Below are 23,827 nucleotides of genomic sequence, written 5' to 3'. Positions count from 1 at the left end.
CCGGCTCTGCCGGAACCGCCCGGGACCAGCCGGAAGCACCTGCGATCCACCGGAACCACCCGCGACCCACCGGAACCACCTGCGACCCACCACCCGTGACCAGCCGGAAGCCGCCGGAACCTGCCAGGAGAGAAGACCCCCATGACGGACCGCCCCTCCGCCGCCGGCGGCGACCCGGCCGTCGGACCCGTGCCGGGTTACTACCCCGACCCCTCCATCCCCGGCTTCGTCCGGTACTGGGGTGGCTCGGCCTGGGTGCCCGGCACCAGCCGGCCCGCACCGGCCGACGGCGAGGTGCTGGAAGCACCCCGGTTCGCCACCCGGCGGCCCGCCCCGGGTGGGCCGGGGGTGCGGGTGGTGCCGCCGCCGGTGGTGCCGGAGCCGCCGGTGTCGGAGGGCGGCGGCGGGGTGGTGGGCGACGGTGTGGAGGGGCGTGCGGCGGGGCCGGCGAGCGGGGAGACCGGGCCGGTGTACCTGGACCAGACCTCGGGCGGGGCCTCGTTCGTGTTCGGGCCGAGGGTGGTGGAGCCGGTGCTGGGCGGGCCGGTGTTCCGGACGCTGGGGCCGGAGTCCGCGGAGTCCGCGGAGTACACGGAGTCCGCGGAGTACACGGAGTACGAGGAGCCTGCGGACCCGGCGGGCGTGACGGGCCTCGCGGGCCTGGCGGGCCTGGTGGATCCGTTGGCCGCGGTCACGGCGCCGGCCCCGGACGGGCCGGAGGGCCCCGGCTGGCAGGCCGATCCGCAGGCGCAGCGGGGCCTGATGGAGACCGGCGGTGCGCCGCGCTGGGTCTCCTGGGGAGTGCTTCCGGGGGCGCCCGCCGAGGAGGAGGGGCGTGCAGAGGACGATCGTGCTCCGGCTGCCGTGGAGGTGGCCGCCGCCCTTCTGCCGGCGACGGCTGCAACGGCTGTGACGGCAACGGCGGCGACAACGGCTGCGGCTGCGGCTGGGACGGTGGTGGTGCGGGAGGCGTCGCTGCTCGCCTCCGCACCCGCGCCCGGGCCCGTGCCTGCGCCCGAGCGCGCCGAGCCCGCGCCCGACGCGTCCACCGACGCCGCCCCCCGGCCGATGGCGCGTCCGGGCCGGGAGACCCCCGCCCGGCGTCGGCCCGCCGCCGCGGTGCCGGCCGGGCTCGGCCGCCGACTGGCCGCGCGGGCGGTGGACACCGCCGTGCTCGTGGTCGTCGCCGTCGCCGCCGGGATCCCGCTCGGCAGCTCGGTGTCCGACCACCTCCGGCAGAAGCTCGACCAGGCCAAGATGGCCAGCGCCCTCACCCGCCACCAGGTCAAGGTCTGGCTGGTGGACGACGTCGTCCTGGGCAAGCTCGCCGTCCTGCTCGGCATCCTGCTCTTCGTCGGCGTGCTCTACGAGGTGCTGCCGACCGCCCGTACCGGCCAGACCTTCGGCAAGCGGCTGGCCCGGATCCGGGTCGTGGACGCCGCCGCCCCCACCGCGCCCGCCGGCCGGACCCGGCTGAGCCTCGGCCGCTCGCTGCTGCGCTGGATCGTCCGACAGCTCGGCCTGGTCCTGCTGATCGGTCTGCCCTGGCCGCTGTTCGATCGTCCGGCCCGGCGCGGCTGGCAGGACCGGGCGGCCCGGACCCGGGTGGTGCGCAGCTGAGGCTCGGCGCCATCGGCGGCCCCGGTCGGCAAAACGGACAGAATGTCACGAATGCCAAGAATCCGTGATGTTCTACTCGGGGCATGAGCACCCAAGACCCCTCAGGCTCCCAGCCGGAGGGGGGCGGCAAGCCCTCCTTCGACAAGCCGTCCCCGCCGCCCGCCGACGGGCCCGGCGGCGCTCCCGGTGACGGCCCCACCGACCGCCCCGGGGCGTACGGCGGCACCTACGGCGCCGACCCGCACGGCGGCCCGCCGTACGACCAGCCCCCGCCCGGCTACGGCCCCACCGACTACGGCAGCCCCGGCGGCGGACCCGTCCCCGGCATGCCCCCGCTCGGCAGCTGGCCCAGGCGGATCCTCGCCCGGCTGATCGACTACCTGCTCGTCCAGGCCGTCGCCGTGATCGTCGTCGCGCCGTTCGCCAGCCTCAGCGACCGCTCCGGCGAGGCCGGCGCCTTCTGGTTGGCCTGCGCCATCTACCTCGTCTACGACGCCCTGATGCTCAGCCACGACGGCCAGACCCTCGGCAAGAAGGCGGTGAAGGTCCGCGTCGCCATGCTCGTCGACGGGAACATCCCCAGCCCGGCCGCGGCCTGGACCCGCGCCGCCGTCTTCATCCTCCCGGCGGTGATCTGCTGCGCCGCCCTCTGGTGGGTCATCGACGGGCTCTTCGGCGTCTTCGACCAGCCGTACCGGCAGTGCATCCACGACAAGTCCGCGAAGACGGTGGTGGTCTCCACGGCCTGACCGGTGCCGGCCCGGGGCCGCGTGAGCGCTCGCCGGAGCGGTCGACGGGGCGGTCGCCGGGGCGGTCGCCGGAGCGGTTCGCGGGAACGGGGGAGACGACGCCCGGCGGCGGATCAGCGCTGCCGGGCGTACTCGCGTCCGGACGCCGACGAGGACGCCGCCCGGGCCGAGCCCGCCTTCGCGAACGACCCGGCGGCCGCGTTGGAGAGGGACCACGACAACACCGTCACGACGGTGCCCAACGCCAGCGCGAACCCCACCAGCACCGCGACCGCCAGGACGCCCGAGGCGCCCGAGACGGCCAACAGCACCACGGTGGCGGCGACGACGGTGAACGAGCCGAGGCAGACCTGGGCAGCGGAGGGACGCGGCATGGCAGAGGTCCTTCGCACGTCGGGGGAAACGGGCGGGCATGACGCCGGTCCAGAAGTCCTACCCGGCACGGGAGTTCGGTAAGTCCAGACTAACCCGCCGACCCCCGGGGCACAGGGGGCGCACAGGCTCACCCCGGGGTCGTCCGCCCCCTCGGTACCGTGAACGGGACCCGAACCGCCCCACCCACACCGGGGGAAACCACCCGTGCCCATCCCTGCCGACTGGCCCACCACCGAAGCCCAGGCCCTCGCCGAACAGGAACGCCTGCGCCCCCTCGTCCGCGCCCACGACGACCACGAGGCCGACGCGGACCCCGGCGCCGACCGTCTGGTGGCCGGCGTCGACGTCGCCTACGACGACGAGCACGACCTCGTCGTCGCCGCCGCCGTCCTCCTCGACCGCGACACCCTCACCGTCGTCGAACAGGCCACCGCCGTCGGACGGATCGCCTTCCCCTACGTCCCCGGACTCCTCGCCTTCCGCGAACTCCCCGCCGTCCTCGACGCCCTCGCCGCCCTCACCCGCACCCCCGACACCGTCGTCTGCGACGGCTACGGACTCGCCCACCCCCGCCGCCTCGGCCTCGCCAGCCACCTCGGTGTCCTCACCGGCCTGCGCACCCTCGGCGTCGCCAAGACCCCCTTCACCTTCGACCACCAGCCGCCCGACACCCCCCGCGGCTCCACCACCCCCCTCACCGACCCCGCCACCGGCGAGGAGGTCGGCCGCGCCGTCCGCACCCAGCCCGGCATCAAACCCGTCTACGTCTCCGTCGGCCACCGCATCGGTCTCGACACCGCCGTCCGCACCACCCTCGACCTCGCCCGCCGCTACCGCCTCCCCGAAACCACCCGGCACGCCGACTCGCTCTGCCGCCGCGCCCTCGCCGACGCCCTCCGCACCGGGACGCCGACGAACTGACCGTGTCCCGGGCGGAGTTCAGGCCCCGTGTGTTAGACATGACACACCGGGGCCCGGCCCGCCCCGACAGCGACGGACGAACACGGGAACGTACGACGCACGGGGAGGCGCCGAAGTGGCAACGGGAACCGGTCCGGGCGGAATCGGTGGTACCGGTGGTGCCGGTGGAGTCGGCAGTGCCGGGCAGGGCTATCGGGTCGAAGTCGACCAGCTCCGCGCGTTCGCCGCCCAAGTCCGCCTCCTGCTGGCCGAGTTCCAGCGCCACGCCGACGGCGGCACGACCCACGGACAGAGCGGCATCGGCAAGACCGCCTTCGGCACCTTCGCCGAGGCCACCGAACTCCACAACCGCTACGACACCATGCGCGACTCACTCCGCGACGTCCTCAACCACCTCCAGCAGGCCGTCGACGACGCCCAGAAGAACGCCGAACTCACCGCCACCACCTACGAGGAACACGACCAGCGCACCGCGAAGACCCTCAAACTCGGCGACGACGGCTGGTCCGTCGCCACCCCCTCCGCCGCCAGCAAGACCGCCTACCAGCAGGCCGCCGCCCCGCCCACCCACGACGGCGGCAAATCCGCCCGCTGACCACCGGACCGCAGCCGAGCCCCGAACGGAGGCGAACCACCCATGACCTACACCGACTTCACCAAGTACAGCCACGCCCAGCTCCGAAAGATGGCCGAAGCCCTCAACCCCGGCGAGGTCATGGCCGCCGCCGACCCCTGGCGCCGCGCCGCCGACACCCTCAAAGCCATCCGCACCACCCTCACCCGCGCCAGCACCGACGCCGCCGACCACTGGGACGGCGCCACCAGCGACGCCTTCCACACCCGCATGCTCCACCTCGCCGAGAGCATCAACAACGCCGCCTCCTACGCCAACGACGCGGCCAACACCCTCAAGAACATGTCCGAGGCCATCGCCAAGGCCAAACGCGACATGCCCGAAGAACCCGGCACCTGGGACAAGGTCACCGACACCGTCGGCGACTTCTTCAGCGGCGACGACGACCACATCCCCGTGGCCGACCAGAAGAAGGCCGAAGCCGCCACCGTCATGCAAACCCTCGCCATGCACTACCGCATCGCCACCCCGGCCCTGAAATCACCCCAGAGCCTGCCGCCGGCGGGGAAGACGTTCCGAAACGACGATCGTGACGTGCCGTCGACGGGCGCCCCCGACGGTTCGAGTGCGGCTGTGGGGGCCATGATGGCGGGCGCGATTGCCGGTAGTGATGGTGTGGCACCGGCGACAACCGGCGGATCCGTGCCGCAGGCGCGGAGGTCGGCCGGTCAGTCCGCGGTCGTGAGCCCCGGTGCGACGAGGCCGGCAGCGCCGTCCGATCCCGGTATCAAGGGGGGAACCGCACAGCCGGTGCAGAAGCCCCTGCCGTCTGCGGTGCCCGCGGGCACCAGTACTGCGAACGGCACCGGTACCAGCGCCGGAACACCATTCGGGCCCGGCGGAACCGGTCCCGGAACGGGAATCGACGGCGCCCGGACGGGGACGAGCCCGGGCACGGGGACCCCGGCTCCCAGCAACGCGGTTGCCACGCCACCGAGCGGCGGCGGTGGCGTGCCGAACGGGCCGCAGGGGCAGGTCGTCGGTCCGCCGAATCGAGCCGCGGCAGGCGAGACCGGTCGTGGCCCCGGGGCCAAGGGCGTGATCGTCGGGGAGCGCGAGGTGATCGGTCAGGCGCCTCGCGCCGGCCGTGCCGCAGGGTCCGGTGAGGTGATGGCGGGGCGATTCGGATCGGGCGTTCGCGCGCGCCCCGAGGGCGGGTCCGGGAGCGGGCTGCCCGGGCGGGCGGGTGATGTTGTCGGAGGGGGCGGCCGTCCGGGCGGACGCGAGAGTGGCCGGCAGGCTTTCACCGAGGGGGGTTCCGGCCTTGGGGCTCGGAGCCGGGCCCGGGCCGAGCTCGGGTCCGGTGGGAGTGGCGTGATGGGGCCGGTGATGGGCGTCGGGGGCGGTCGGCGCGGTGGGAAGGACCGGGAGAAGGGCGGCAAGCGCCCGGACTACCTCGTCGAGGACGCCGAGACGTGGGCGCCGGACAAGCCGAGCAATCCGAACGTGGTGGAATGAGTGAGCTCCGCCAACGTGCGGACGTACAAGACCCGTTGTCCCGCAGGACGGAGAGCCTAGGGGCGCATCGCTGACTGGGGTGAACGTGTCGGGTAGTCGACTGGTGCGGGGCGCGGGTGTGCTGACTGCCGGGGCACTGCTGTGGGGGATGGTCGCTTTCCCGGCAGCAGCCGATCAGATTCGTGACTCGCAGTGGATTCTGCGCACGTTCGAAGTCGAGGCCAAGGTCTGGCCGCAGAGCCAGGGCGAGGGCGTCGTCGTCGCCGTGATCGACAGTGGGGTGATGCCGGATCACCAGGACTTGACGGGGCAGGTGCTGCCCGGTGCGGACTTCTCCGGGCCGAGCACGGACGGCCGGGTCGACTCGGTCGGTCACGGAACGGGAATTGCGAGTCTCATCGCGGGTCATGGGCACGGGGACCGAGCCGGTGTGGTGGGCCTTGCACCCAAGGCCAGGATTCTGCCCGTGCGGATCAGGACCAACGGTGAGTCCCCGGAGCTCGTTCAGTCCGACATCGCGCTGGCGGTTCGCTACGCGACCGATCACGGCGCCAAGGTCATCAACATGTCGGTCGGCGGATACTCGCGGTTCGATTCGGCGGCCCGTGACGCGATCAACTACGCGGTGTCCAAGGACGTCGTCCTGGTGGCGGCGACCGGGAACACCGCTGGTGATTCCGTGGAGTACCCCGCTGCCTTCCCGGGCGTTGTCGCCGTGACGGCGATCGACGAGCAGGGGAAACCGTGGGAGAAGGCGACCGCTGGACCGGAGACCACCCTTGCGGCGCCGGGGGTCGAGATCTATCACGCGTCGGCGAAGTCCACGTCGAGTTACGGCATCAGCCAGGGGACGTCCGACGGAGTTGCCTACGTCTCCGCCACCGCCGCGCTCATCAGGTCGAAGTATCCCTACCTCTCCGCCGGGCAGGTGATCAACCGGATGATCCGGTCGGCTTCCCGCCCGGCGGACGGGGCCGCGGTGCCGAACGACCGGTACGGGTTCGGGGTGCTCGCGCCGGCGAAGGCGTTGGAGGTGGATCCGGTGGTGGATGGTGGGCCGCGGGAGAATCCGTTGGTGGGGCGGCGGGAGTCGCAGGGGGCTCCGGCGGGGGTGACGGAGGAGCCGTCGGAGGTGGCGGTGGCGCCGGGGGCGGAGGGGGACGCGGGGTCCGGGGGGTTCGAGGTCGCGGTGTGGGGGGTGTTGGGCGGGCTGGTGGTGCTGGTGGTGCTGGTGGTGGGGCTGGTCGGCGTGTTGGTGGTGCGGGCGCGCCGGCGGAGGCGGCGGGGGGCCGAGGAGGTGTGGCCGCCGCGGCCGCCGGAGCAGCCGTACGGGGGGTCGTACCCGTATCAGCGGTGAGCCCGGAGCCATTCCTCGCGCAGGGCGGCCATGTGCAGGACGTCGTGGTAGCGGCCGTTCCACTGGTGGGCTTGGCGGGCGCGGCCTTCGATGGTGAAGCCGGCTTTGCGGTAGGCGTGGGCGGCGCGTTCGTTGTGGTCGAAGACTTCCAGGTGCACGCGATGGAGGCGGATGGTCTCGAAGGCGTGGCGCAGGACGAGGACGGTGGTTTCGGTACCGAGGCCACGGCCGGTGCTGTCGGGGGTGAGGGCGATCCGGTAGGAGGCGGAGGCGTTGTCGGGGTCGACGTCGGTGAGTGCGGTTTCGCCGAGGAAGCGGCCGGTGGCGGGGTCTTCGATGACGAGGTCGAGCCGGTCGGTCTGGTCGGGGCGGGTGGTGCACCAGCGTTGGATCTGGTCCCGGGTGAACGCGGTGCGGGTGCCGGTGAGGCGGTTGGTCTCCTCGTCGTGGCAGAGCTCCCACATGGGGTCGGTGTGCCGGGCTTCCATGGGGACGAGGCGGACGGTGGGGCCGTGCAGGGTGGGTTTGTCGGCGAGGGCGGCGAGGTCGACGGGGGTGTGGGTGGTCATGATCCACAGGATGAACCGGCGGGTTCCGTTGCGGCCACGTGTTTTCGCCCGCCCCGCCCCGTCGTCCCCCGCCCCCCGCCCCGCCCCGTCGTCCCCCGCCCCCCGTGGCGCCCCACCGCCCCCTCACCGCCGGGCCGTTACTCGGCGACGGCGATCTGCTGCCGGTGGTGGACCGGTGCGCTGAGTTCGTCGACGACGGCGACGGCGAGGTCGGCCTGGGCGATCCGGGGGCCGAGGACCTGGGGGCCGCCGGAGCGGTAGCGGCCGGTGCCGGGGGCGGTGCGGTCGAGGTCGAGGGGCGGGGTGACGACGACCCAGTCGAGGTCGGCGGGGGATTCCCGGAACAGGTCGAGGGCGACGGCGTGGCCGAGCGAGAAGGTGCGGTAGGCCTCGGGGAAGTCGGGGTCGTCGTGGACGGCGACGCCGGGGGCGGTTTCCAGCGTGGTGGCGACGCCGATGCTGACCAGGCGGGGCACTCCGGCCCGGTCGAGGCCGGTGACCAGCGCGGTGGCGGCGGCGCGGTAGAACTCGGCGGAGGGGACGTCGGGGGTGTAGACGGAGCTGACGGCGGTCGGGTGCCCGTGGGCGGTGGCGGCGACGGCGGCGGCGTCGGTGACGTCGCAGCGGACGAGGGTGACGCCGTCGGCGGCGAGGTCGGGGTGTCGTTCGGGGTCGCGGACGGCGGCGGTGACGGTGAGGCCGCGTCGCCGGGCCTCGGCGACGACGGCGCGGCCGACCTGCCCGCCCGCGCCGTACACGATGACGTCCGCGCGGTTCCGGTTGGCGGTGCTGCCCATGGTGGTGGTCTCCCGTTGGTTCGGCTGATCCGGCGCGGGCTCGTCGCCCGCGGTGGCCGTGACGGTAGACCGGGGGGTGCCGGTTACTTCAACGGTACCGGCGCCCAACGACGCTGACGGGAGTTCGGCTCCTGGGCCCGGTCGGCTACCGTCGGGGCATGACACAGACCGCGCTGGAACCGCTGCCGCCGGACCTCTTCCCCGCCGACTGCCCGGTGGAGTCGGTTCCGGTGCTGGGCGGCCGGAAGTGGGCCTGGAAGATCATGCGGTGCCTGGAGTCCGGGCCGCGCCGGTTCTCGGAGCTGCGGGTGCCGTTGGTGGGCATCACGCCGAAGGTGCTGGCGGAGTCGCTGCGGGCGATGGAGCAGGACGGCGCGGTGGTCCGCACGGAGTTCGACGAGAACCCGCCGCGGGTGGAGTACGCGCTGACGCCGCTGGGCCGGACGCTGCTGGGGCCGATGGACGCGATGTGCGCGTGGAGCCGGGAGCACCTGGGCAGCCTGTTGGCGGCCCGGGAGGAGTACGAGCGGGCCCACTAGGACAGGGCCCGGCGGGGCGGGAGGGCTGGCAGCATTTCGGCGGCCGCTGGCGTCAATGCCGCTGGTGGGGCGGGTGTCGCGGCGGCCATCCTGGGGCCATGAGCACTTCTGAGCACGCCCTGACCCCGGCCGACACCGCCGACGGAACCGCCGCTACCGCCGCTACCGACGCGATCGCCCCCGACACCAAGGACTGGACCTGGGTGCTCGAACGCCCGTGCCCGGACTGCGGGTTGGACACCCCGTCGGTGGTCCGCGAGGACGTCGCCGGGATGATCCGCGCCAACGCCGAGGGCTGGCTGGCCGTGCTGGCCGGGGACGAGGCGGCGCTGCGCCGCCGACCGGCCCCGGGGGTCTGGTCGGAGCTGGAGTACGCGTGCCACGTCCGGGACGTCTTCCGGCTGTTCCACGTCCGACTGAACCTGATGCTCGACCAGGACGGCCCGCTGTTCGCGAACTGGGACCAGGACGAGACGGCGGTCGCCGAGCGCTACCGGGAGCAGCGGCCGGAGGTGGTGGCCGGGGAACTGGCGGAGGCCGCGGAGACGCTGGCCGCCGCCTTCGCGCGGGTGGCGGGGGAGCAGTGGGCGCGGACGGGTGACCGCAGCGACGGGGCGCGGTTCACCGTGGAGTCGTTCTCCCGGTACCTGATCCACGACCCGGTCCACCACCTGTTCGACGTGACGGGCGCGCGGGCCTGAGCCTTGCGGCTCTGAACTGCGGGGCCCGGGCCGGGGTCACCAGCCGGAGGCCTCGCGCAGCATGGTGCGCCGGAGTCGGCCGGCCACGCTGGCGGTGTCGGTGCCGATGCAGTCGGCGATCTCGGGGGCGGCCAGCCCGACGACGTAGTGCAGGATCGCCAGGTCGTCGTCGGCCGGGTGGCGGTCCGAGGGCGCGGCGACCTGGCGGGTGTGTTCGGCGACCGTGCTGCGCAGGATCTGCCAGGCGCGCGCGGTCGGGTTGGAGCTGCCCAGTAACTCGCGCCACTGGACGGCGATTTCGGCGAATGCCTGCTGGACGGCGGTGGCCGCCGCGGTCTGCTCGGTCAGCCACACCCGGGCATAGCTGAGGTACCGGGGGCGGTGGAGTTCGCAGAAGGCGGCGAACTCCAGTGGTACGTCCTCCGGTTCGCCGGGCCTCGGGGGCGGCTCGGCTGAGCTCGTGTGACGGTTGGTCATCTCGACTTCTCGGCAAGGGAGATGGGTTTCTGGCGGTCGATCATCTGTGCTCACTCTACGGTAGGCCCTCGGTGCGCTGGGTGACCAATCTGATGGAATGCCCGGAACCTGCCGCCGCTCGGCCGGTTCCGGTACTGGCCGGTACGGCGGGGCGGTGTGGCCGCCGGGCGGAGGATCGGCGGGGGAGTGGTGCGCAGTGGCGTGGGGGCGTGGGCGTGAGCCTGTCGTGGCTGGTCAGAGGCTTGGAGCGGCGGTGCCTGCACGGCGGTTGATGTGCCACCGTAGGGCCTGCGGCGGCTGACGTCCACGCCCACGGCGCGAAGCCGCGCCCGCACAACCGTCCGCGCGACCGCCCGCACGACTCGGGCCCACGCCGCGCGCCGGGTTCGAGGCGGGGAGGGGGCGGGAAAGGGCGGGAAAGGGGTGGCGGTGCAGGCGCAGACCCGGTCGGTCCCGCGCCTGCCGGCCGCCACCGCGTCCGTCGGTGTCGCGTCCGTGGCCGCCGCGCGCCCGTCGGTCACGCCCGGCGGGGTCGGCGCCGGGGTCGGAGCCGGGCGGAGGGGCGGAGTCGGTGGTCAGTGCTGCGGCCGGGCCTCGGCCTCGGTCGGGCGGAGCAGGTCGTCGACGGTGCTGCCCCGTTCGAGCTGGGTGGGGAAGGACTCGACGGCCCGTCGCCGGGCCAGCTGGGCGGCCGCTGCCGCCGCGGCCGAGGCGGCGGCAGCGGCCCCGGCGACGGCCTCCTCGCGCTCGCACCGGTGCACGGCCGCCGGGTGGACGCCGACCGGGTGTGCGCCGGCCGCATGGGCGCCAGCCACATGGGTGTTGGCCGCCTGGGCCCCGTTCGCGTGCCCGCTACCCCCGTGCCCGCCCGTCGAGCGTCGGCGGCGGGTGAGCGCGGCGCGGGCGGCGTGTTCCTCGGCCGCCTGTCTCGCGGCCAGGTAGGCCTGGACGGCTGCCATGCCGTAGACCGGCTGGATCAGCTGATGGCCTTTGAAGAAGGGTCTGGCCGGGGCGAATCCGGCGGCGACCACGAGGTCGCGGATCTCGGCTATCTCCGCCTCGCTGCGGGCGGTGAAGCGGACCTCCCAGCCCTTCTTGTACGTATGGCCCTGTTCGCCGCTGCGGCGGGCCGGGTCCGGGCGGCGGACGTATCCGGGCAGGCGGCCGAGGCGGAGCTGGGCCGCGCGGAGGCCGGCGGTCTCGTCACGTGACATGACGTAAGCCTAGGCAATCCGAGGGGTGGGATTGACGCCTTGAGGGTCCCTCGGAGTATGCCTTTGGTCACGCTGGGTCAGACGTCCAGGTCGGCGATCGTTTTCGATCAGATATGACAACCTTACAGCTGCCCATTACTCCGAATGAGTGAGGGTATGGGGACTTTAGTGCGGGCTGATCCCGGTTTCGCGACGGTTGCGTAACAGTGCGTCAGGCTGCCGGTCGCGGATTGGGCCGGTTGGGGATGGTGTCCGCATGAGCTACCGGATTCCCTCGCCGCCGCCGTCCCTGGAGGAGCTGGCGCAGCGTCAACAGAACGTCGTCACCGCGAGCCAGCTGCGCGCCCGGGGCGTGCCGACCCGGGTGGTCAGCGAACACTGCCGTCGCGGCGGTCCCTGGCAGCGGCTGCTGCCCCGGGTCTACCTGTTGCAGTCCGACGGGCCGACGCCGGAGCAGCGGATGTGGGCCGCGCTGCTCTACGCCGCGCAGAACGGCCGCGAGGAGGGCCGCCGCGAGGGGGCGGTGATCACCGGCGCGGCCGCGCTCGCGCTGTACGGCTTCGCCGCCGTGCCCCGGCTGCCGGCGGTCACCGGCGTGGACGTCCTGGTGCCGCGCCAGCGCCGGCTGAAGGACGCCGGTCAGGTGCGGATCCGGCGCACCGAACGGGAGTTGGTGGCCCGCTCGGTGCACGGACTGGCCTGCGCGCCGGTCGCCCGGGCGGTCGCGGACGCACTGTGCGAGTGGACGGCGGACCCGACCACCCCGGCGCCGGTGCGCGAGGTGCTGCGCGAGGCCGTCTCCCGCCCCGACAGCCGGTGCACGGTACGGGAGTTGGCGACCGAGCTGGTCGAGCACGGGCTGACCGCGGACCCCCGGGTGCGCGCGGCGCTGGACGAACTCCTCGCCGCCGAGCGGGACTTCGTGCTGGAGCGGCTCGGCGAGCTGGTGGACGAGTGGCTGCTGCCGGTCCCGCTGTCCGGCCCCGAGCTGCGGATGCGCGGCGGCACCTACATCGCCGTCCCGGACCTCTACTGGCCGGAGCAGGGCGTCGCGGTGGAGGTGGACTCGGACCTGCGCTGTGTCAGCGAGGGCGAGGCCGCCTGGGTGCGCGGCGGCCAGCACCGGATGGAGTACCTGGGGATCCGGGTGGTCTACGTGTCCGGTGCCCGGCTCGCCGCCGACCCGGAGGCGGTCGGCGGCGAACTGCGCGAGGCCTACCGGGCCGGCGGGACGGACGTCGTCGAGCTGCTGGTGGTCCAGTAGCCGGTCCGGTACCGGACGGACCGGCCGTGGGTCCGGTGACGCCCGGACCGGCAGCGGGTGCTAGGAGCGGACCACCGGAGCGCCGACCAGTTCGACCCCGGCCGCCCGCAGTTCGGCGAGCGCGGCGGCGGTGGTCTCCGGCGCCACCCCGGCGGTGAGGTCGAGCAGGACGCGGGTGGTGAAGCCCGCCCGGGCGGCGTCCAGCGCGGTCGCCCGGACGCAGTGGTCGGTCGCGATGCCGACCACGTCGATCTCGTCGACCTGCCGCTCGCGCAGCCACTCCACCGGGCCGCGGTTGTTCTCGTCCAACCCCTCGAAGCCGCTGTACGCCGCCGAGTAGGCGCCCTTGTCGAAGACGGCCTCGACCGCGCCGGAGATGACGGCCGGCGCGAAGTTGGGGTGGAAGCCCACGCCCTCGGTGCCGGCCACGCAGTGCACCGGCCAGCTGTTGACGTAGTCGGGGTCGGCCGAGAAGTGGTCGCCCGGGTCGATGTGGTGGTCGCGGGTGGCGAGGATGTGCTGGTAGCCGGCGGGGGACTCGGCGATCAGGTCGGTGATGGCGGCGGCCACCTCGGCGCCGCCGGCGACGGCCAGGCTGCCGCCCTCGCAGAAGTCGTTCTGCACGTCGACGACGATCAGTGCCCGGTGCATGACTCGCATCCTCGGATCTCGGGGGCGTTCGCCGGTCGGCGGTGCGCCCCGGTGGGCGAGCCCTCGGAGGGGTGCCCGGCCCCGTGGCGGGGACTCGGGGTTCTCGGGGGCTCAGGGGAACTCTACGGCTGACTCTAGGGAGTGGCGCGCGGGGGCGGAAGGTCTGCGGCCGTCCGCCGGTCCGCCGGATCCGCTCCGGGTCGGTGGATGAGCGGATCGGTGGATCGGCGGATCAGCGCCCGGTGGCCCGGCGGCCCGGCGGTCAGTGGATCAGCAGCTCGGTCGGCAGCACCGGGTCGCCCTTGGAGAGCTGAGTGGCCGACAGCGGCAGCGCGGCCCGGGCCCGGACGTGGCGCTCGCGGGCGGCGTCGAGCGGCTCGCGGCCGACGGTCTCGCCGGCCAGCACCAGCGGCACCTGGACCAGGTGCGGTTCCAGCGCGGGCGGGACCGCTCCGGTGCCGACCACCTCGGCCTCGGCCACGCCGTCCGGGTCGGGCCGGCGGGCGGCCCACTTGCGGCCGCCGATGCTGGTCTTGCCGCCGGCCGCGCGCTTGGCGACCGGCACCAGCGGCCCGCCGTCGGCCTCGGCGCGGGCGACCAGCTTGTAGACCATCGCGCAGGTCGGGTGGCCGCTGCCGGTGACCAGGCTGGTGCCGACGCCGTAGCCGTCCACCGGGGCGGCGGCCAGCGCGGCGATCGCGTACTCGTCCAGGTCCGAGGTGACGATGATCCGGGTCTTCTCGGCGCCGAGCTCGTCCAGTTGGCGGCGGACCCGGTGGGCGAGCAGGGTGAGGTCGCCGGAGTCGATCCGGACCGCGCCCAGTTCGGGGCCGGCCACCTCGACGGCGGTGCGGACGGCCTCGCGCAGGTCGAAGGTGTCGACCAGCAGGGTGGTGCCGCGGCCCATGGAGGCGATCTGCGCCTTGAAGGCGTCCCGTTCGCTGTCGTGGACCAGGGTGAAGGCGTGCGCGGCGGTGCCGGTGGTGGGGATGCCGTGGGTGAAGCCGGCCTCCAGGTCGGAGGTGGCGGCGAAGCCGGCCACGTAGGCCGCCCGGGCGGCGGCGACGGCGGCCTGTTCGTGCGCGCGCCGGGCGCCCATCTCGATCACCGGACGGCCGCCGGCGGCCGCGGTCATCCGGGAGGCGGCGGCGGCGATCGCCGAGTCGAAGTTGAGGATGGACAGGATCACCGTCTCCAGGATCACCGCCTCGGCGAAGCTGCCCTCGACCGTGAGCAGCGGCGAGCCGGGGAAGTAGACCTCGCCCTCGGGGTAGCCGTGGATGTCGCCGGTGAAGCGGTAGTCGGCGAGGTAGCGCAGGGTGTCCTCGTCGACGACGCCCTGGGCGGCGAGCCAGTCCAGCTGGGCGGTGGTGAACCGGAAGTTCTCGACGGCGTCGAGCACCCGGCCGGTGCCGGCCATCACGCCGTAGCGGCGGCCGCCGGGCAGTCGGCGGGTGAACACCTCGAAGACGGAGCGGCGGTGCGCGGCTCCGCTGCGCAGGGCTGCCTGCAGCATGGTGAGCTCGTAGCGGTCGGTGAGCAGCGCGGTCGAACCGGCCGCGCGCACGGAAGTGGCGTCCATGAGGATGATGCTACTACCACTTAGCGTCAAAGTGACGATTTCTCTCGATGGGGCCGGGCCGGAATCGCCCGGGGGTCCCCCGGATGGCAGCATGGGGCTGAAGGGGCCATGGACCGAGAGCCCAGCGAGGAGGACCCGGCGGTGAGTGTCGCGCCCGTGGAGATCGAGCGCCCGGAGGTCGAAGGCCTGCCGGTGACGGAACCGGACACGCCCTGGGTGACCATCGTGCACAACGACCCGGTCAACCTGATGAGCTACGTCCAGTACGTCTTCCAGGCCTACTTCGGCTACCCGAAGGACAAGGCCCGGAAGCTGATGATGGAGGTGCACACCAAGGGTCGGACGGTGGTGTCCAGCGGCTCCCGCGAGGAGATGGAGCGGGACGTCCAGGCGATGCACGGCTACGGCCTCTGGGCGACCCTGCAGCACGACTGACGGCGGATCCGGGGCACCCGGCCGGGGCGGGACCCCGGCGGAACCCCGCCCGAGACCAAGCGACGACGAAGAAGACGGGCTGACCGATACCGATGGCTGGGTTGTTCGAGAGTGCCGGCGGCGGGAGCGCGGCGATCGCGCTGGACGAGCTGGAGGCGTCCATCCTGCGCTCCCTGGAAGTGCAGATGCTGGAGCTGATCGGCCCCGGCCCGGGCGGGGACGGCGGTGACCCGCTGGCCGCCCTGTTCGCCGAGGGTCCGACCGAGGCGCCCGCCGACCCGGCGCTGGCCCGGCTCTTCCCGGACGCCTACGGCGATCCGGCCGAGGCGGGGCCCGCGGACGAGGAGACCAGGGCGGCCTCCGGCGAGTTCCGCCGCTACACCGAACTGGACCTGCGGGCCCGCAAGCGCGAGGACGCGCTGCACGTCGTCCGGGCGCTGGACGCCCTCGGCGGCGACGGCGGGGTGGTCAAGGTGGACGCCTCCGGGAGCGGGCGCTGGCTGGGCGCGCTCAACGACCTGCGGCTGACCTTGGGCGTCCGGCTGGAGGTCACCGAGGAGGACGAGCAGGGCCTCTACGAGCTGCCGGACAGCGACGAGCGCAAGCCCCTGGTGATGGCCTACCTCTGGCTGGGCGCGCTCCAGGAGTCGCTGCTGGAGGCGATCACGGACTGAGCGCGCGGACCGATCGTGCCCGCTCCCGGACAGGCCCCGGCCGTACCGTCCAGTATCTGGACAGTCGGCCGGGGCATTGTCGTTCAAATCGGGCGAAACCCTAGCGTGACTCCTCAAATATCGCTCAGATGAACACCGCTGGCCGAACCGTGCGTGGTACGACTTTTGCTCCCAAAAGACCATCCAGGACGGTGCACCTTGGCCGAGCAGCAGTACGACGAAGTCGTCGACGCGACACCGGACGAGGAGGGGTACGAGCGGGGCCTCGGCAGCCGCCAGATCCAGATGATCGCGATCGGCGGCGCGATCGGCACCGGCCTCTTCCTCGGCGCCGGCACCGCGATCTCCAAGTCCGGCCCGAGCCTGATCCTGTCCTACGCCGTCGCCGGCGTGGTGATCTTCGCGATCATGCGGGCGCTCGGTGAACTCCTCACCTACCGCCCGGTCTCCGGCAGTTTCGCCGAGTACGCGCGGGAGTTCCTCGGCCCCTTCGCGGGCTACGTGACCGGCTGGACGTACTGGCTGTTCTGGGTGGTCACCGGCATGGCCGAGACCACCGCCGCCGCGGTGTACGTGAAGTTCTGGGCGCCCGGCATCCCGCAGTGGCTCAGCGCGCTGGTCTTCCTGGTGGTCCTCTACGCGGCCAACCTGATCTCGGTGAAGCTGTTCGGCGAGATCGAGTTCTGGTTCTCCATGGTCAAGGTCACCGCCATCCTCGGCATGATCCTGATCGGCATCGGGGTGCTCACCCTGGGCTTCAGCAAGGCCGGTGACACCGCGTCGATCACCCACCTGTGGGAGCACGGCGGCTTCTTCCCCAAGGGGATCGGCGCCACCGTGATGACCCTGCAGATCGTCATGTTCGCCTACCTGGGCGTCGAACTCGTCGGTGTCACCGCGGGCGAGAGCGAGAACCCCGAGAAGACCCTGCCGCGCGCCATCAACACCCTGCCCTGGCGCATCGCGCTGTTCTACATCGGCGCCCTGGTGGTCATCCTCTCGCTCGTGCCGTGGACCGAATTCCAGCCCGGCGTCAGCCCGTTCGTCGCCGCCTTCGGCAAGATCGGCATCCCGGCGGCGGCCGGCATCATCAACTTCGTGGTGCTCACCGCCGCGCTCTCCTCCTGCAACTCCGGCATGTACTCCACCGGCCGGATGCTGCGCGACCTCGCGCTGCGCGGACAGGCCCCGGGGCAGCTGACCAAGCTCAACTCCCGCCGCACGCCCGCCTTCGCGATCACCGTCTCGTGCCTGCTGATGGGCCTCGGGGTGGGGCTCAACGCGCTCGTCCCGGCCCGGGCGTTCGAGTACATCACCTCGGTCGCCACCGTCTGCGGCCTGTGGACCTGGGCGATGATCCTGATCAGCCAGATCCGCTACCGGAAGGCCTGGCAGGGCGGCCACCTGCCGCCGCCCACCTTCAGGGCCCCCGGCGGGGTCTGGACCAGCTGGGCCGCGCTCGGCTTCCTCGCCCTGGTCCTGGTGCTGATCGGCATCGACGAGGACTCCCGGATCTCGCTCTACGTCTTCCCCGGCTGGGCGCTGCTGCTGGTGATCGGCTACCGGGTGCTCAAGAGCCGCAACCCGCAGGCCGTCCACGCGGTCGCCCACGACCACCTGCACGCGTCCGGCGACGCCGAGCGCACCGGCTGACCGGACCGGCCGGCCGGTCCAGTTGGGCGGGTCGGCCGGCCGGTGGTCCGGCGGGCCGACCGCGCTGTGGACACCCCGGCGGACACCCGCCGGGGCGTGGCTATCCTGACCGCATGCTGACCATCACCCGAGAACTCCGCGACCGGATCGTGGCCCACGCCCGCGCCGACCACCCGGACGAGGCCTGCGGCGTGGTCGCCGGACCGGCCGGCACCGGACGGCCCGAACGGTTCGTCCCGATGCTCAACGCCGCCCGCTCGCCCACCTTCTACGAGTTCGACTCGGGCGACCTGCTCAAGCTCTACCGCGAGATGGACGACCTGGACGAGGAGCCGGTGATCGTCTACCACTCGCACACCGCCACCGAGGCCTACCCCTCGCGCACCGACGTGAGCTACGCCTCCGAGCCGTTCGCCCACTACGTCCTGGTCTCCACCGCCGAGGGCAACGGCGAAGACGACCCCTACCAGTTCCGCTCGTTCCGCATCGTGGACGGCGAGATCACAGAGGAAGACGTCCAGGTCGTCGAGGCCTACCCGGCCTGACCAGCACCCACCTGGACGCGGCCCGTCGACCCTCCGCGAGCGGTCGGCGGGCCCGTGTTGTCTCAGTACGGGATACGGAAACATCCGGATCCCGAGACAGGCATGTCGAAGCGGGCCCGGGAATCTATACGATGAGCCCATGCGTTCCGTCGATGTGAGCAACCAGGCCCCGGGCACCCGCCTCGTGGCGCGCCTGCACATCGACCTGTGCCGGCTCGCCAGCGCGATCTGTCCCGGCACGCCCGCGCGCTCGCGCTGAGCCGCCCTCGCCCCACCCGGGCCCGCCGCCGGAACGCGGTGCCGCGCCCCGGGAACATCAGCCCTGCCGCGCCCGCCGCGGCCCACCCACCTCACGACTCGCACAGGAGCGCACCCATGGCCATCGAGGTCCGCATCCCGACCATCCTCCGCACGTACACCGACGGCGCCAAGGCCGTCGAGGGCGCCGGCAGCAACCTCGGTGAACTCTTCACCGACCTCGACGCCCGCCACCCGGGCATCGCCGCCCGCCTGGTCGAGGGTGGCGAGCTGCGCCGCTTCGTCAACGTCTACCTGAACGACGAGGACGTCCGGTTCCTGGAGGGCATCTCCACCGCCCTGACCGACGGCGACAGCGTCACCATCCTGCCCGCCGTGGCCGGCGGCGCCCGCTGACCTCCCGCCCTCCCGCCCGTCGCCACTCGGGGGCACGGGCGGGAGGGCACACTCGTACCGACCCTCACCGCCGTGGCCGGAGGCCTCCCTTGCGTTACGACAGCCCGCTCGAAGCCGTCGGCAACACCCCGCTGGTCCGCCTGCCGCGGCTGTCCGCCGCCGTCCCCGGGAACGCCGACGGGCTGGTCACCCTCTGGGCCAAGCTGGAGGACCGCAACCCCACCGGCTCGATCAAGGACCGCCCGGCCCTGCACATGATCGAGCGCGCCGAGGCCGACGGCCGGCTCACCCCCGGCTGCACCATCCTGGAGCCCACCAGCGGCAACACCGGCATCTCGCTCGCCATGGCCGCCAAGCTCAAGGGCTACCGGATGGTCTGCGTGATGCCCGAGAACACCAGCGAGGAGCGGCGCGAGCTGCTCCGCATGTGGGGCGCCGAGATCATCTCCTCCCCGGCCGCCGGCGGCTCCAACACCGCCGTCCGGATCGCCAAGGAGATCGCCGCCGAGCACCCCGACTGGGTGATGCTCTACCAGTACGGCAACCCCGACAACGCGGGCGCCCACTACGCCACCACCGGCCCCGAGATCCTCGCCGACCTGCCGGGCGTCACCCACTTCGTGGCCGGCCTCGGCACCACCGGCACCCTCATGGGCGTCGGCCGCTACCTGCGCGAGAAGGTCCCCGGCGTGCGGATCGTCGCCGCCGAACCCCGGTACGACGACCTGGTCTACGGCCTGCGCAACCTCGACGAGGGCTTCGTCCCCGAGCTGTACGACGCCGAGGTGCTGACCACCCGTTTCTCGGTCGGCTCCGCCGACGCCGTCCGCCGCACCCGCGAACTCCTCCAGCAGGAGGGCATCTTCGCGGGCGTCTCCACCGGCGCGATCCTGCACGCCGCGATCGGCGTCGGCCGCAAGGCCGCGACGGCCGGGGAGCGCGCCGACATCGTCTTCGTGGTCGCCGACGGCGGCTGGAAGTACCTGTCCACCGGCATCTACACCGCCGAGTCCACCGAGGCGGCGGTCGAGGCGTTGCAGGGCCAGCTCTGGGCCTAGCTGTTCTGGACGGCCCGCTCCGCGCGGGCCCAGATCTGCCGGTCCACCACGCCGGCCCGGCGGCGGAAGGCCGACAGCGGCACCTCGCGCAGCTCGTCGGTCTCCAGCCAGCTGGTCCGGCCCTGCCGGTCGCCCACCGAGCCGGGCGGCAGCGGCAGCACCCCCGGCCGGTCGGCGTGGTGCTTGCTGGTGATCTTCGCGACGGTGGCGGTCCGGCCGTGCACCCGCAGCACCAGGCACGGGCGGTCCTTGGCGCCCGGCCCGTCCTCGAACGGCACCTCCGCCCACCAGATCTCCTGCGGTGCCGGCCCCGGGCGGCCCTTGGTCGCCGGGCGCCGCGGCGGGTGCGCCGGCCCGGAGGGCCGCGGGGCCGGGCGAGTGCGCCGGACCAGTACGGACACGACGGCGGCCAGGAGCGCGACGCCCGCCACCGCCAACACCACCCAGATGCCAGTCATGCGGCGAACCGTACCGGGCCGACGGCGGCCGTCACCAGCGGGGCGGCCGTGACAGTTGAGTATTTGTCCGCACGATGCTCCCGGTTCGTCACGAATCGACCACAGCGACCCATCCGCGGCAAAGGCACCGCCACCAGCCGGTAAGGCTGCCTCACGACCGACCCCCACGCCCCGGAGGTGGACTCGTGAACCAGCGCAGCGACCTGTGGTCCTACGTCGAGATCGCCCGCCACATCAACGTCCGGCCCGAGACCGTCCGCAACTACCGGCGGCACGGACTGCTGCCCGACCCGGACGCCGCCGACGGCGCCGGACACCCCCGCTGGTACCCCGACACGATCCGCGAGTGGGCCCGCAACCGCCCCCGGCACCGCTGAACCGGACGCACCGCCCCCCGGCCCCGGCGTTCTGGTGATTCCAGCCACAGCCCGGCACGGGGACGGGGGCAAAGTGCCGCTCCGCCCTTACCCTCGACACACCAACGCAGTGCTACCGGCCGGTCCCCGGCCCGGCCTGCCGTTTTTCCAGCAGCAGCAGTGCAGCAGCCAGGACGTGTCGGGGCGGAGGGGCTCGGATGAAACTGACCGTGGTGGGGTGCTCGGGGAGCTTCCCGTCCGCCGACTCGCCCTGCTCCAGCTACCTCGTCGAGGCCGACGGCTACCGCGTCGTGCTCGACCTCGGCAATGGTGCCCTCGGCGCCCTGCAGAAGTACGTCAGCCTCTACGAGGTCGACGCCGTGCTGCTCAGCCACCTGCACGCCGACCACTGCGTCGACCTGTGCGCCTACTGGGTCGCCCGCAACTACCGCGCCGAGGGCTGCCCCGACCCGATGCCGGTCTACGGCCCGGCCGGCACCGCCGAACGGCTCGCCCGTGCCTACGACATGCCGGAGAACCCGGGGATGAAGGAGGTCTTCGACTTCCACACCCTCACCCCCGGGAGCTTCGACCTCGGCCCGTTCCGGATCGAGGTCGCCCAGGTCAACCACCCGGTCGACGCCTTCGCCTTCCGCGTCGAACACGGCGGCCGCTCGCTGGTCTACTCCGGCGACACCGGCGAGAGCGCCGCCCTGGTCGAGCTCGCCCGCGACACCGACCTGTTCCTCTGCGAAGCCGCCTACATCGACGGCCGCGACACCTACCGGGCCGTCCACCTCAACGGCCGCGAGGCCGGCGAACACGCCACCGCCGCCCACGCCCGCCGGCTCGTCCTCACCCACATCCCCCCGTGGACGGACGCCGAGCACAACCGCCGCGACGCCGCCGCCGCCTACGCCGGGCCGGTCGAGATCGCCCGGGCCGGCGCGGTGTACGAGATCTGAACCCCGCGCCCGGACCGGTCAGTCCACCGGCGTCAGCCAGTGCCGGTAGCGCGGATCCGCACCCGAGACGGCGGCCGCGTAGGCCTCGCGCAGGCGGGCGGTGACCGGGCCCGGCGTCGCCGGCGGCTCGCGGTCGTCCAGGGCGCGGACCGGGACGATGCCGGCGGCCGTACCGCAGACGAACAGCTCGTCCGCCGCGTACAGGTCCGAGCGCAGCAGGCCCTCCACCCGGACCGGCAGGCCGAGGTCGCGGGCCAGCGTCAGCACGGTGTCCTGGGTGATGCCCTCCAGGGCGCCCGCGCTGCTCGGCGGCGTACGCAGCACCCCGTCCCGGACGGCGAACACGTTCTCCCCGGTGCACTCGCTCACCGAGCCGTCCGGGCCCAGCAGCAGCGCCTCGTCGTACCCCGCGTCGTTCGCCTCCCGACGGGCCAGCACCGAGTTCAGGTACGGGCCGGTGGCCTTCGCGGCGGGCGGCACCGCGTTCGGGTCGTTCCGCCGCCAGCTGCTCGTCTTCAGGGTGATCCCGGCCTCCGCGTCCGGGAGTTGGCCGCGCCACTCCCAGCTCGCGATCGACACCGCCACCGGCGAGTGCCGCATGTCGATGCCCATCGAGCCGTAGCCCAGGAACGCGAAGTGCCGCAGATAGCAAGCCCGGTGGCCGTTGGCCCGCACCAGGTCGAGCGTCGCCTTGGTCAAGTCGTCGACACCGTAGGGGAGTTCCATGCGGAGCATCCGGGCGCTGCGGTCCAGCCGGCGCAGGTGCTCGGGCAGCCGGAACACCGCCGGGCCGTCGTCGGTGGCGAACACCCGGGTGCCCTCCAGCACCCCCGTGCCGTAGTGCAGGCCGTGCGTGAGGACGTGCACCCGGGCCTCGTGCCAGGGCACCAGCGCGCCGTCCAACCAGATCGTCGAAGCTTCGGGAAGAGCCATGCCGACCATCCTGCGGGCCGCCCCGCCGCAGGTCAGCCCGTCGACGGCGGCCGGGACCGGCCATGGCCGGGAGCGGCAACGGCGTCCCAGCCCGTGGACGCCGGGTTGCGGAACGCCGGCCGTCCCACGGAGCGGAAGCCCCCGCCCCCGCGCCGCCGCCCTCACTAGGCTGCGCCGATGGAGAGCCCCACCGGCACCGACGCCACCCAGCTCTACGCCCGCCTGCTCGCCGAACCCGGCCGCCCGCCCGCCGCCCTGGGCCTCGACTGGGACGAACCCCGGCTCGCCGCCGCCACCGCCGAACTGCGCACGCTCGGACTCCTCCAGCCCGCCGCCGACCACCGCGGCGGACCGGCCGCCGTCTCCGTCGACACCGCCGTCCACCAGCTCCTCCTCGACGCGGACGCCCAGGTCGCCGCCCTCGTCGAGGCACTGCGCCGCACCCGCGGCGCCGTCGACCGGCTGCACACCGGCTACCTGCCGGTCCAGCACCGCCACCACGCCGGCACCGCCGGCAGCGCCCTCGAACTCGTCCGGGGCGCCGACCGGATCGCCGCCCTGCTGGAGGACGCCGCCCGCGGCGCCCACACCGAGGCGCTGTCCCTGCGGCCCGGCCAGGACCTCTCCGGGCCCGCACTGGCCGGCAAACTCGCCCGCGAACGGCTCGCCCTCGCCCACGGCGCCGCGCTGCGCACCATCTACCCGGCCGCCGCGCTGCGCCGCCCCGCCGTGCTGGCGCACGTCCGGGAGCTGACCGGGGCCGGGGCGCGGATCCGGGTCGCGCACTCGCTGCCGCTCTGGCTGATCGTGGTGGACGCCCGGCTGGCGATCCTGCCCGCGCCCGGCTCCGGGCCGGGCGGGGACGCCCCGGTCGCCGCCGCGGCCGTGGTGGTGCGCGAGCCGGCCCTGGTCGCGCTGGTGGCGGAGCTCTTCGAGTACTTCTGGTCGGCGGCCTGGCCCCCGCCCGAACTCGGCCCCGGAGAAGCTGACCTGACGGATCGTCAACTCACCGTGCTGCGCCTGCTGGCGGCCGGGCTGACGGACGCGGCGATCGCCCGCAAGCTGGAGCTGTCCGAGCGGACGGTGCGCCGGCTGGTCGCCGAACTGACCGCCGGCCTGGGGGCGGAGAGCCGCTTCCAGGCCGGCGTCCACGCGGCCCGGCTGGGGTGGATCTGACCTGTCCGGCAG

General features: G+C 73.5%; 28 protein-coding genes. 19 read left to right on the top strand and 9 right to left on the bottom strand.

The window, feature by feature from the left end; translation table 11 throughout:
• Nucleotides 1–141 precede the first annotated feature (141 nt).
• Both ABTY15_RS13600 and ABTY15_RS13595 read left to right on the top strand, forming a co-directional pair.
• Nucleotides 142–1,620, top strand: a complete 1,479-nt coding sequence (locus ABTY15_RS13600; RefSeq protein ID WP_350581547.1) for an RDD family protein — start codon at nucleotides 142–144, stop codon at nucleotides 1,618–1,620.
• Between the two features lie 83 nt (nucleotides 1,621–1,703).
• Nucleotides 1,704–2,369 (top strand): RDD family protein, encoded by a 666-nt coding sequence (locus ABTY15_RS13595; RefSeq protein ID WP_350581544.1) that lies wholly within the window; start codon nucleotides 1,704–1,706, stop codon nucleotides 2,367–2,369.
• A gap of 113 nt (nucleotides 2,370–2,482) precedes the next feature.
• Here ABTY15_RS13595 and ABTY15_RS13590 read toward each other — a convergent pair whose 3' ends face one another.
• Entirely contained in the window at nucleotides 2,483–2,743 is a 261-nt protein-coding gene (locus ABTY15_RS13590; protein WP_350581541.1) for a hypothetical protein, read from the bottom strand.
• A 205-nt stretch (nucleotides 2,744–2,948) separates the two neighbouring features.
• Between ABTY15_RS13590 and ABTY15_RS13585 the strand changes: the two genes are divergently transcribed.
• From ABTY15_RS13585 to mycP, 4 genes are all read left to right on the top strand, one after another.
• Complete coding sequence (locus tag ABTY15_RS13585) at nucleotides 2,949–3,665, top strand: endonuclease V (RefSeq protein ID WP_350581538.1); 717 nt, start codon at nucleotides 2,949–2,951, stop codon at nucleotides 3,663–3,665.
• Nucleotides 3,666–3,780: 115 nt separating this feature from the next.
• Nucleotides 3,781–4,260, top strand: coding sequence for a DUF2563 family protein (locus ABTY15_RS13580; RefSeq protein WP_350581535.1), 480 nt, complete (start codon nucleotides 3,781–3,783; stop codon nucleotides 4,258–4,260).
• Nucleotides 4,261–4,302: 42 nt separating this feature from the next.
• Nucleotides 4,303–5,757, top strand: coding sequence for a WXG100 family type VII secretion target (locus ABTY15_RS13575; RefSeq protein WP_350581532.1), 1,455 nt, complete (start codon nucleotides 4,303–4,305; stop codon nucleotides 5,755–5,757).
• 118 nt (nucleotides 5,758–5,875) lie between these two features.
• The gene (gene mycP / locus ABTY15_RS13570) at nucleotides 5,876–7,114 is read left to right on the top strand and encodes a type VII secretion-associated serine protease mycosin (RefSeq protein WP_350581529.1); all 1,239 of its coding nucleotides are present in this window, start codon (nucleotides 5,876–5,878) and stop codon (nucleotides 7,112–7,114) included.
• On the opposite strand, the gene ABTY15_RS13565 is transcribed toward mycP, so the two are convergent.
• Nucleotides 7,105–7,683 (bottom strand): GNAT family N-acetyltransferase, encoded by a 579-nt coding sequence (locus tag ABTY15_RS13565; RefSeq protein WP_350581528.1) that lies wholly within the window; start codon nucleotides 7,681–7,683, stop codon nucleotides 7,105–7,107. The two genes, mycP and ABTY15_RS13565, sit on opposite strands and share 10 nt — an antisense overlap.
• A 137-nt stretch (nucleotides 7,684–7,820) precedes the next feature.
• Entirely contained in the window at nucleotides 7,821–8,480 is a 660-nt protein-coding gene (locus ABTY15_RS13560) for an NAD(P)-dependent oxidoreductase (protein WP_350581525.1), read from the bottom strand.
• Between the two features lie 158 nt (nucleotides 8,481–8,638).
• Here ABTY15_RS13560 and ABTY15_RS13555 point away from each other — a divergent pair, with 158 nt between their 5' ends.
• Entirely contained in the window at nucleotides 8,639–9,019 is a 381-nt protein-coding gene (locus ABTY15_RS13555) for a winged helix-turn-helix transcriptional regulator (RefSeq protein ID WP_350581522.1), read from the top strand.
• Between the two features lie 98 nt (nucleotides 9,020–9,117).
• Entirely contained in the window at nucleotides 9,118–9,720 is a 603-nt protein-coding gene (locus ABTY15_RS13550; protein ID WP_350581519.1) for a DinB family protein, read from the top strand.
• A 36-nt stretch (nucleotides 9,721–9,756) separates the two neighbouring features.
• On the opposite strand, the gene ABTY15_RS13545 is transcribed toward ABTY15_RS13550, so the two are convergent.
• Both ABTY15_RS13545 and ABTY15_RS13540 read right to left on the bottom strand, forming a co-directional pair.
• The gene (locus tag ABTY15_RS13545) at nucleotides 9,757–10,197 is read right to left on the bottom strand and encodes a hypothetical protein (RefSeq protein ID WP_350581515.1); all 441 of its coding nucleotides are present in this window, start codon (nucleotides 10,195–10,197) and stop codon (nucleotides 9,757–9,759) included.
• 575 nt (nucleotides 10,198–10,772) lie between these two features.
• A complete protein-coding gene (locus ABTY15_RS13540; protein WP_350581512.1) occupies nucleotides 10,773–11,411 on the bottom strand; it encodes a hypothetical protein in 639 nt (212 codons plus the stop codon).
• A 256-nt stretch (nucleotides 11,412–11,667) separates the two neighbouring features.
• Here ABTY15_RS13540 and ABTY15_RS13535 point away from each other — a divergent pair, with 256 nt between their 5' ends.
• Nucleotides 11,668–12,675 (top strand): hypothetical protein, encoded by a 1,008-nt coding sequence (locus ABTY15_RS13535; RefSeq protein ID WP_350581510.1) that lies wholly within the window; start codon nucleotides 11,668–11,670, stop codon nucleotides 12,673–12,675.
• A gap of 60 nt (nucleotides 12,676–12,735) precedes the next feature.
• Here the strand turns inward: ABTY15_RS13535 and ABTY15_RS13530 are convergent, their stop codons facing one another.
• Nucleotides 12,736–13,326 (bottom strand): isochorismatase family protein, encoded by a 591-nt coding sequence (locus ABTY15_RS13530; RefSeq protein ID WP_350581507.1) that lies wholly within the window; start codon nucleotides 13,324–13,326, stop codon nucleotides 12,736–12,738.
• A 262-nt stretch (nucleotides 13,327–13,588) separates the two neighbouring features.
• Nucleotides 13,589–14,908: a nicotinate phosphoribosyltransferase gene (locus ABTY15_RS13525; protein ID WP_350581499.1), complete on the bottom strand. Its 1,320-nt coding sequence runs from the start codon at nucleotides 14,906–14,908 to the stop codon at nucleotides 13,589–13,591.
• Between the two features lie 141 nt (nucleotides 14,909–15,049).
• On the opposite strand from ABTY15_RS13525, the gene clpS reads away from it, so the two are divergent.
• The 7 genes from clpS (at nucleotide 15,050) to ABTY15_RS13490 (ending at nucleotide 19,927) form a co-directional block, all read left to right on the top strand.
• Complete coding sequence (clpS, locus tag ABTY15_RS13520) at nucleotides 15,050–15,343, top strand: ATP-dependent Clp protease adapter ClpS (RefSeq protein ID WP_350581496.1); 294 nt, start codon at nucleotides 15,050–15,052, stop codon at nucleotides 15,341–15,343.
• Between the two features lie 92 nt (nucleotides 15,344–15,435).
• Entirely contained in the window at nucleotides 15,436–16,017 is a 582-nt protein-coding gene (locus ABTY15_RS13515; protein WP_350581494.1) for a DUF2017 domain-containing protein, read from the top strand.
• 285 nt (nucleotides 16,018–16,302) lie between these two features.
• Nucleotides 16,303–17,670: an amino acid permease gene (locus tag ABTY15_RS13510; protein ID WP_502893496.1), complete on the top strand. Its 1,368-nt coding sequence runs from the start codon at nucleotides 16,303–16,305 to the stop codon at nucleotides 17,668–17,670.
• A 113-nt stretch (nucleotides 17,671–17,783) separates the two neighbouring features.
• A complete protein-coding gene (locus ABTY15_RS13505) occupies nucleotides 17,784–18,215 on the top strand; it encodes a M67 family metallopeptidase (protein ID WP_350581488.1) in 432 nt (143 codons plus the stop codon).
• Between the two features lie 139 nt (nucleotides 18,216–18,354).
• The gene (locus ABTY15_RS13500) at nucleotides 18,355–18,474 is read left to right on the top strand and encodes a putative leader peptide (protein ID WP_350581485.1); all 120 of its coding nucleotides are present in this window, start codon (nucleotides 18,355–18,357) and stop codon (nucleotides 18,472–18,474) included.
• 116 nt (nucleotides 18,475–18,590) lie between these two features.
• The gene (locus ABTY15_RS13495; protein ID WP_350581481.1) at nucleotides 18,591–18,869 is read left to right on the top strand and encodes a MoaD/ThiS family protein; all 279 of its coding nucleotides are present in this window, start codon (nucleotides 18,591–18,593) and stop codon (nucleotides 18,867–18,869) included.
• An 89-nt stretch (nucleotides 18,870–18,958) separates the two neighbouring features.
• Entirely contained in the window at nucleotides 18,959–19,927 is a 969-nt protein-coding gene (locus ABTY15_RS13490; protein WP_350581471.1) for a PLP-dependent cysteine synthase family protein, read from the top strand.
• Here the strand turns inward: ABTY15_RS13490 and ABTY15_RS13485 are convergent.
• Nucleotides 19,924–20,385 carry a type II toxin-antitoxin system PemK/MazF family toxin gene (locus ABTY15_RS13485; RefSeq protein ID WP_350581469.1) on the bottom strand — a complete coding sequence of 154 codons (462 nt, stop codon included), beginning with the start codon at nucleotides 20,383–20,385 and terminating at the stop codon, nucleotides 19,924–19,926. The genes ABTY15_RS13490 and ABTY15_RS13485 overlap by 4 nt on opposite strands.
• 185 nt (nucleotides 20,386–20,570) lie before the next feature.
• Between ABTY15_RS13485 and ABTY15_RS13480 the strand changes: the two genes are divergently transcribed.
• Both ABTY15_RS13480 and ABTY15_RS13475 read left to right on the top strand, forming a co-directional pair.
• Entirely contained in the window at nucleotides 20,571–20,762 is a 192-nt protein-coding gene (locus ABTY15_RS13480) for a MerR family transcriptional regulator (RefSeq protein WP_350581467.1), read from the top strand.
• A 197-nt stretch (nucleotides 20,763–20,959) separates the two neighbouring features.
• Complete coding sequence (locus ABTY15_RS13475) at nucleotides 20,960–21,706, top strand: MBL fold metallo-hydrolase (protein ID WP_350581464.1); 747 nt, start codon at nucleotides 20,960–20,962, stop codon at nucleotides 21,704–21,706.
• 18 nt (nucleotides 21,707–21,724) lie between these two features.
• Here ABTY15_RS13475 and ABTY15_RS13470 read toward each other — a convergent pair whose 3' ends face one another.
• Nucleotides 21,725–22,639 carry a branched-chain amino acid transaminase gene (locus ABTY15_RS13470; RefSeq protein ID WP_350581459.1) on the bottom strand — a complete coding sequence of 305 codons (915 nt, stop codon included), beginning with the start codon at nucleotides 22,637–22,639 and terminating at the stop codon, nucleotides 21,725–21,727.
• A gap of 177 nt (nucleotides 22,640–22,816) precedes the next feature.
• Here ABTY15_RS13470 and ABTY15_RS13465 point away from each other — a divergent pair, with 177 nt between their 5' ends.
• Entirely contained in the window at nucleotides 22,817–23,815 is a 999-nt protein-coding gene (locus ABTY15_RS13465) for a helix-turn-helix transcriptional regulator (RefSeq protein ID WP_350581456.1), read from the top strand.
• Nucleotides 23,816–23,827: the final 12 nt, after the last annotated feature.

It is taken from the genome of Kitasatospora sp. NPDC097643 (assembly GCF_040302625.1).
Lineage (GTDB): Bacteria > Actinomycetota > Actinomycetes > Streptomycetales > Streptomycetaceae > Kitasatospora.
Note: the sequence above shows the minus strand (reverse complement) of the source record. Positions and strands in the feature narration are given on the sequence as shown.

What these genes read in the sequence shown, in the direction of transcription:
- ABTY15_RS13600 (WP_350581547.1), top strand. Translation starts at nt 142, where the DNA reads ATGACGGACCGCCCCTCCGCCGCCGGCGGCGACCCGGCCGTCGGACCC.
- ABTY15_RS13595 (WP_350581544.1), top strand. Translation starts at nt 1,704, where the DNA reads ATGAGCACCCAAGACCCCTCAGGCTCCCAGCCGGAGGGGGGCGGCAAG.
- ABTY15_RS13590 (WP_350581541.1), bottom strand. Translation starts at nt 2,743, where the DNA reads ATGCCGCGTCCCTCCGCTGCCCAGGTCTGCCTCGGCTCGTTCACCGTC.
- ABTY15_RS13575 (WP_350581532.1), top strand. Translation starts at nt 4,303, where the DNA reads ATGACCTACACCGACTTCACCAAGTACAGCCACGCCCAGCTCCGAAAG.
- ABTY15_RS13565 (WP_350581528.1), bottom strand. Translation starts at nt 7,683, where the DNA reads ATGACCACCCACACCCCCGTCGACCTCGCCGCCCTCGCCGACAAACCC.
- ABTY15_RS13560 (WP_350581525.1), bottom strand. Translation starts at nt 8,480, where the DNA reads ATGGGCAGCACCGCCAACCGGAACCGCGCGGACGTCATCGTGTACGGC.
- ABTY15_RS13555 (WP_350581522.1), top strand. Translation starts at nt 8,639, where the DNA reads ATGACACAGACCGCGCTGGAACCGCTGCCGCCGGACCTCTTCCCCGCC.
- ABTY15_RS13550 (WP_350581519.1), top strand. Translation starts at nt 9,118, where the DNA reads ATGAGCACTTCTGAGCACGCCCTGACCCCGGCCGACACCGCCGACGGA.
- ABTY15_RS13545 (WP_350581515.1), bottom strand. Translation starts at nt 10,197, where the DNA reads ATGACCAACCGTCACACGAGCTCAGCCGAGCCGCCCCCGAGGCCCGGC.
- ABTY15_RS13540 (WP_350581512.1), bottom strand. Translation starts at nt 11,411, where the DNA reads ATGTCACGTGACGAGACCGCCGGCCTCCGCGCGGCCCAGCTCCGCCTC.
- ABTY15_RS13535 (WP_350581510.1), top strand. Translation starts at nt 11,668, where the DNA reads ATGAGCTACCGGATTCCCTCGCCGCCGCCGTCCCTGGAGGAGCTGGCG.
- ABTY15_RS13530 (WP_350581507.1), bottom strand. Translation starts at nt 13,326, where the DNA reads ATGCACCGGGCACTGATCGTCGTCGACGTGCAGAACGACTTCTGCGAG.
- ABTY15_RS13525 (WP_350581499.1), bottom strand. Translation starts at nt 14,908, where the DNA reads ATGGACGCCACTTCCGTGCGCGCGGCCGGTTCGACCGCGCTGCTCACC.
- ABTY15_RS13515 (WP_350581494.1), top strand. Translation starts at nt 15,436, where the DNA reads ATGGCTGGGTTGTTCGAGAGTGCCGGCGGCGGGAGCGCGGCGATCGCG.
- ABTY15_RS13510 (WP_502893496.1), top strand. Translation starts at nt 16,303, where the DNA reads ATGATCGCGATCGGCGGCGCGATCGGCACCGGCCTCTTCCTCGGCGCC.
- ABTY15_RS13505 (WP_350581488.1), top strand. Translation starts at nt 17,784, where the DNA reads ATGCTGACCATCACCCGAGAACTCCGCGACCGGATCGTGGCCCACGCC.
- ABTY15_RS13500 (WP_350581485.1), top strand. Translation starts at nt 18,355, where the DNA reads ATGCGTTCCGTCGATGTGAGCAACCAGGCCCCGGGCACCCGCCTCGTG.
- ABTY15_RS13495 (WP_350581481.1), top strand. Translation starts at nt 18,591, where the DNA reads ATGGCCATCGAGGTCCGCATCCCGACCATCCTCCGCACGTACACCGAC.
- ABTY15_RS13485 (WP_350581469.1), bottom strand. Translation starts at nt 20,385, where the DNA reads ATGACTGGCATCTGGGTGGTGTTGGCGGTGGCGGGCGTCGCGCTCCTG.
- ABTY15_RS13475 (WP_350581464.1), top strand. Translation starts at nt 20,960, where the DNA reads ATGAAACTGACCGTGGTGGGGTGCTCGGGGAGCTTCCCGTCCGCCGAC.
- ABTY15_RS13470 (WP_350581459.1), bottom strand. Translation starts at nt 22,639, where the DNA reads ATGGCTCTTCCCGAAGCTTCGACGATCTGGTTGGACGGCGCGCTGGTG.
- ABTY15_RS13465 (WP_350581456.1), top strand. Translation starts at nt 22,817, where the DNA reads ATGGAGAGCCCCACCGGCACCGACGCCACCCAGCTCTACGCCCGCCTG.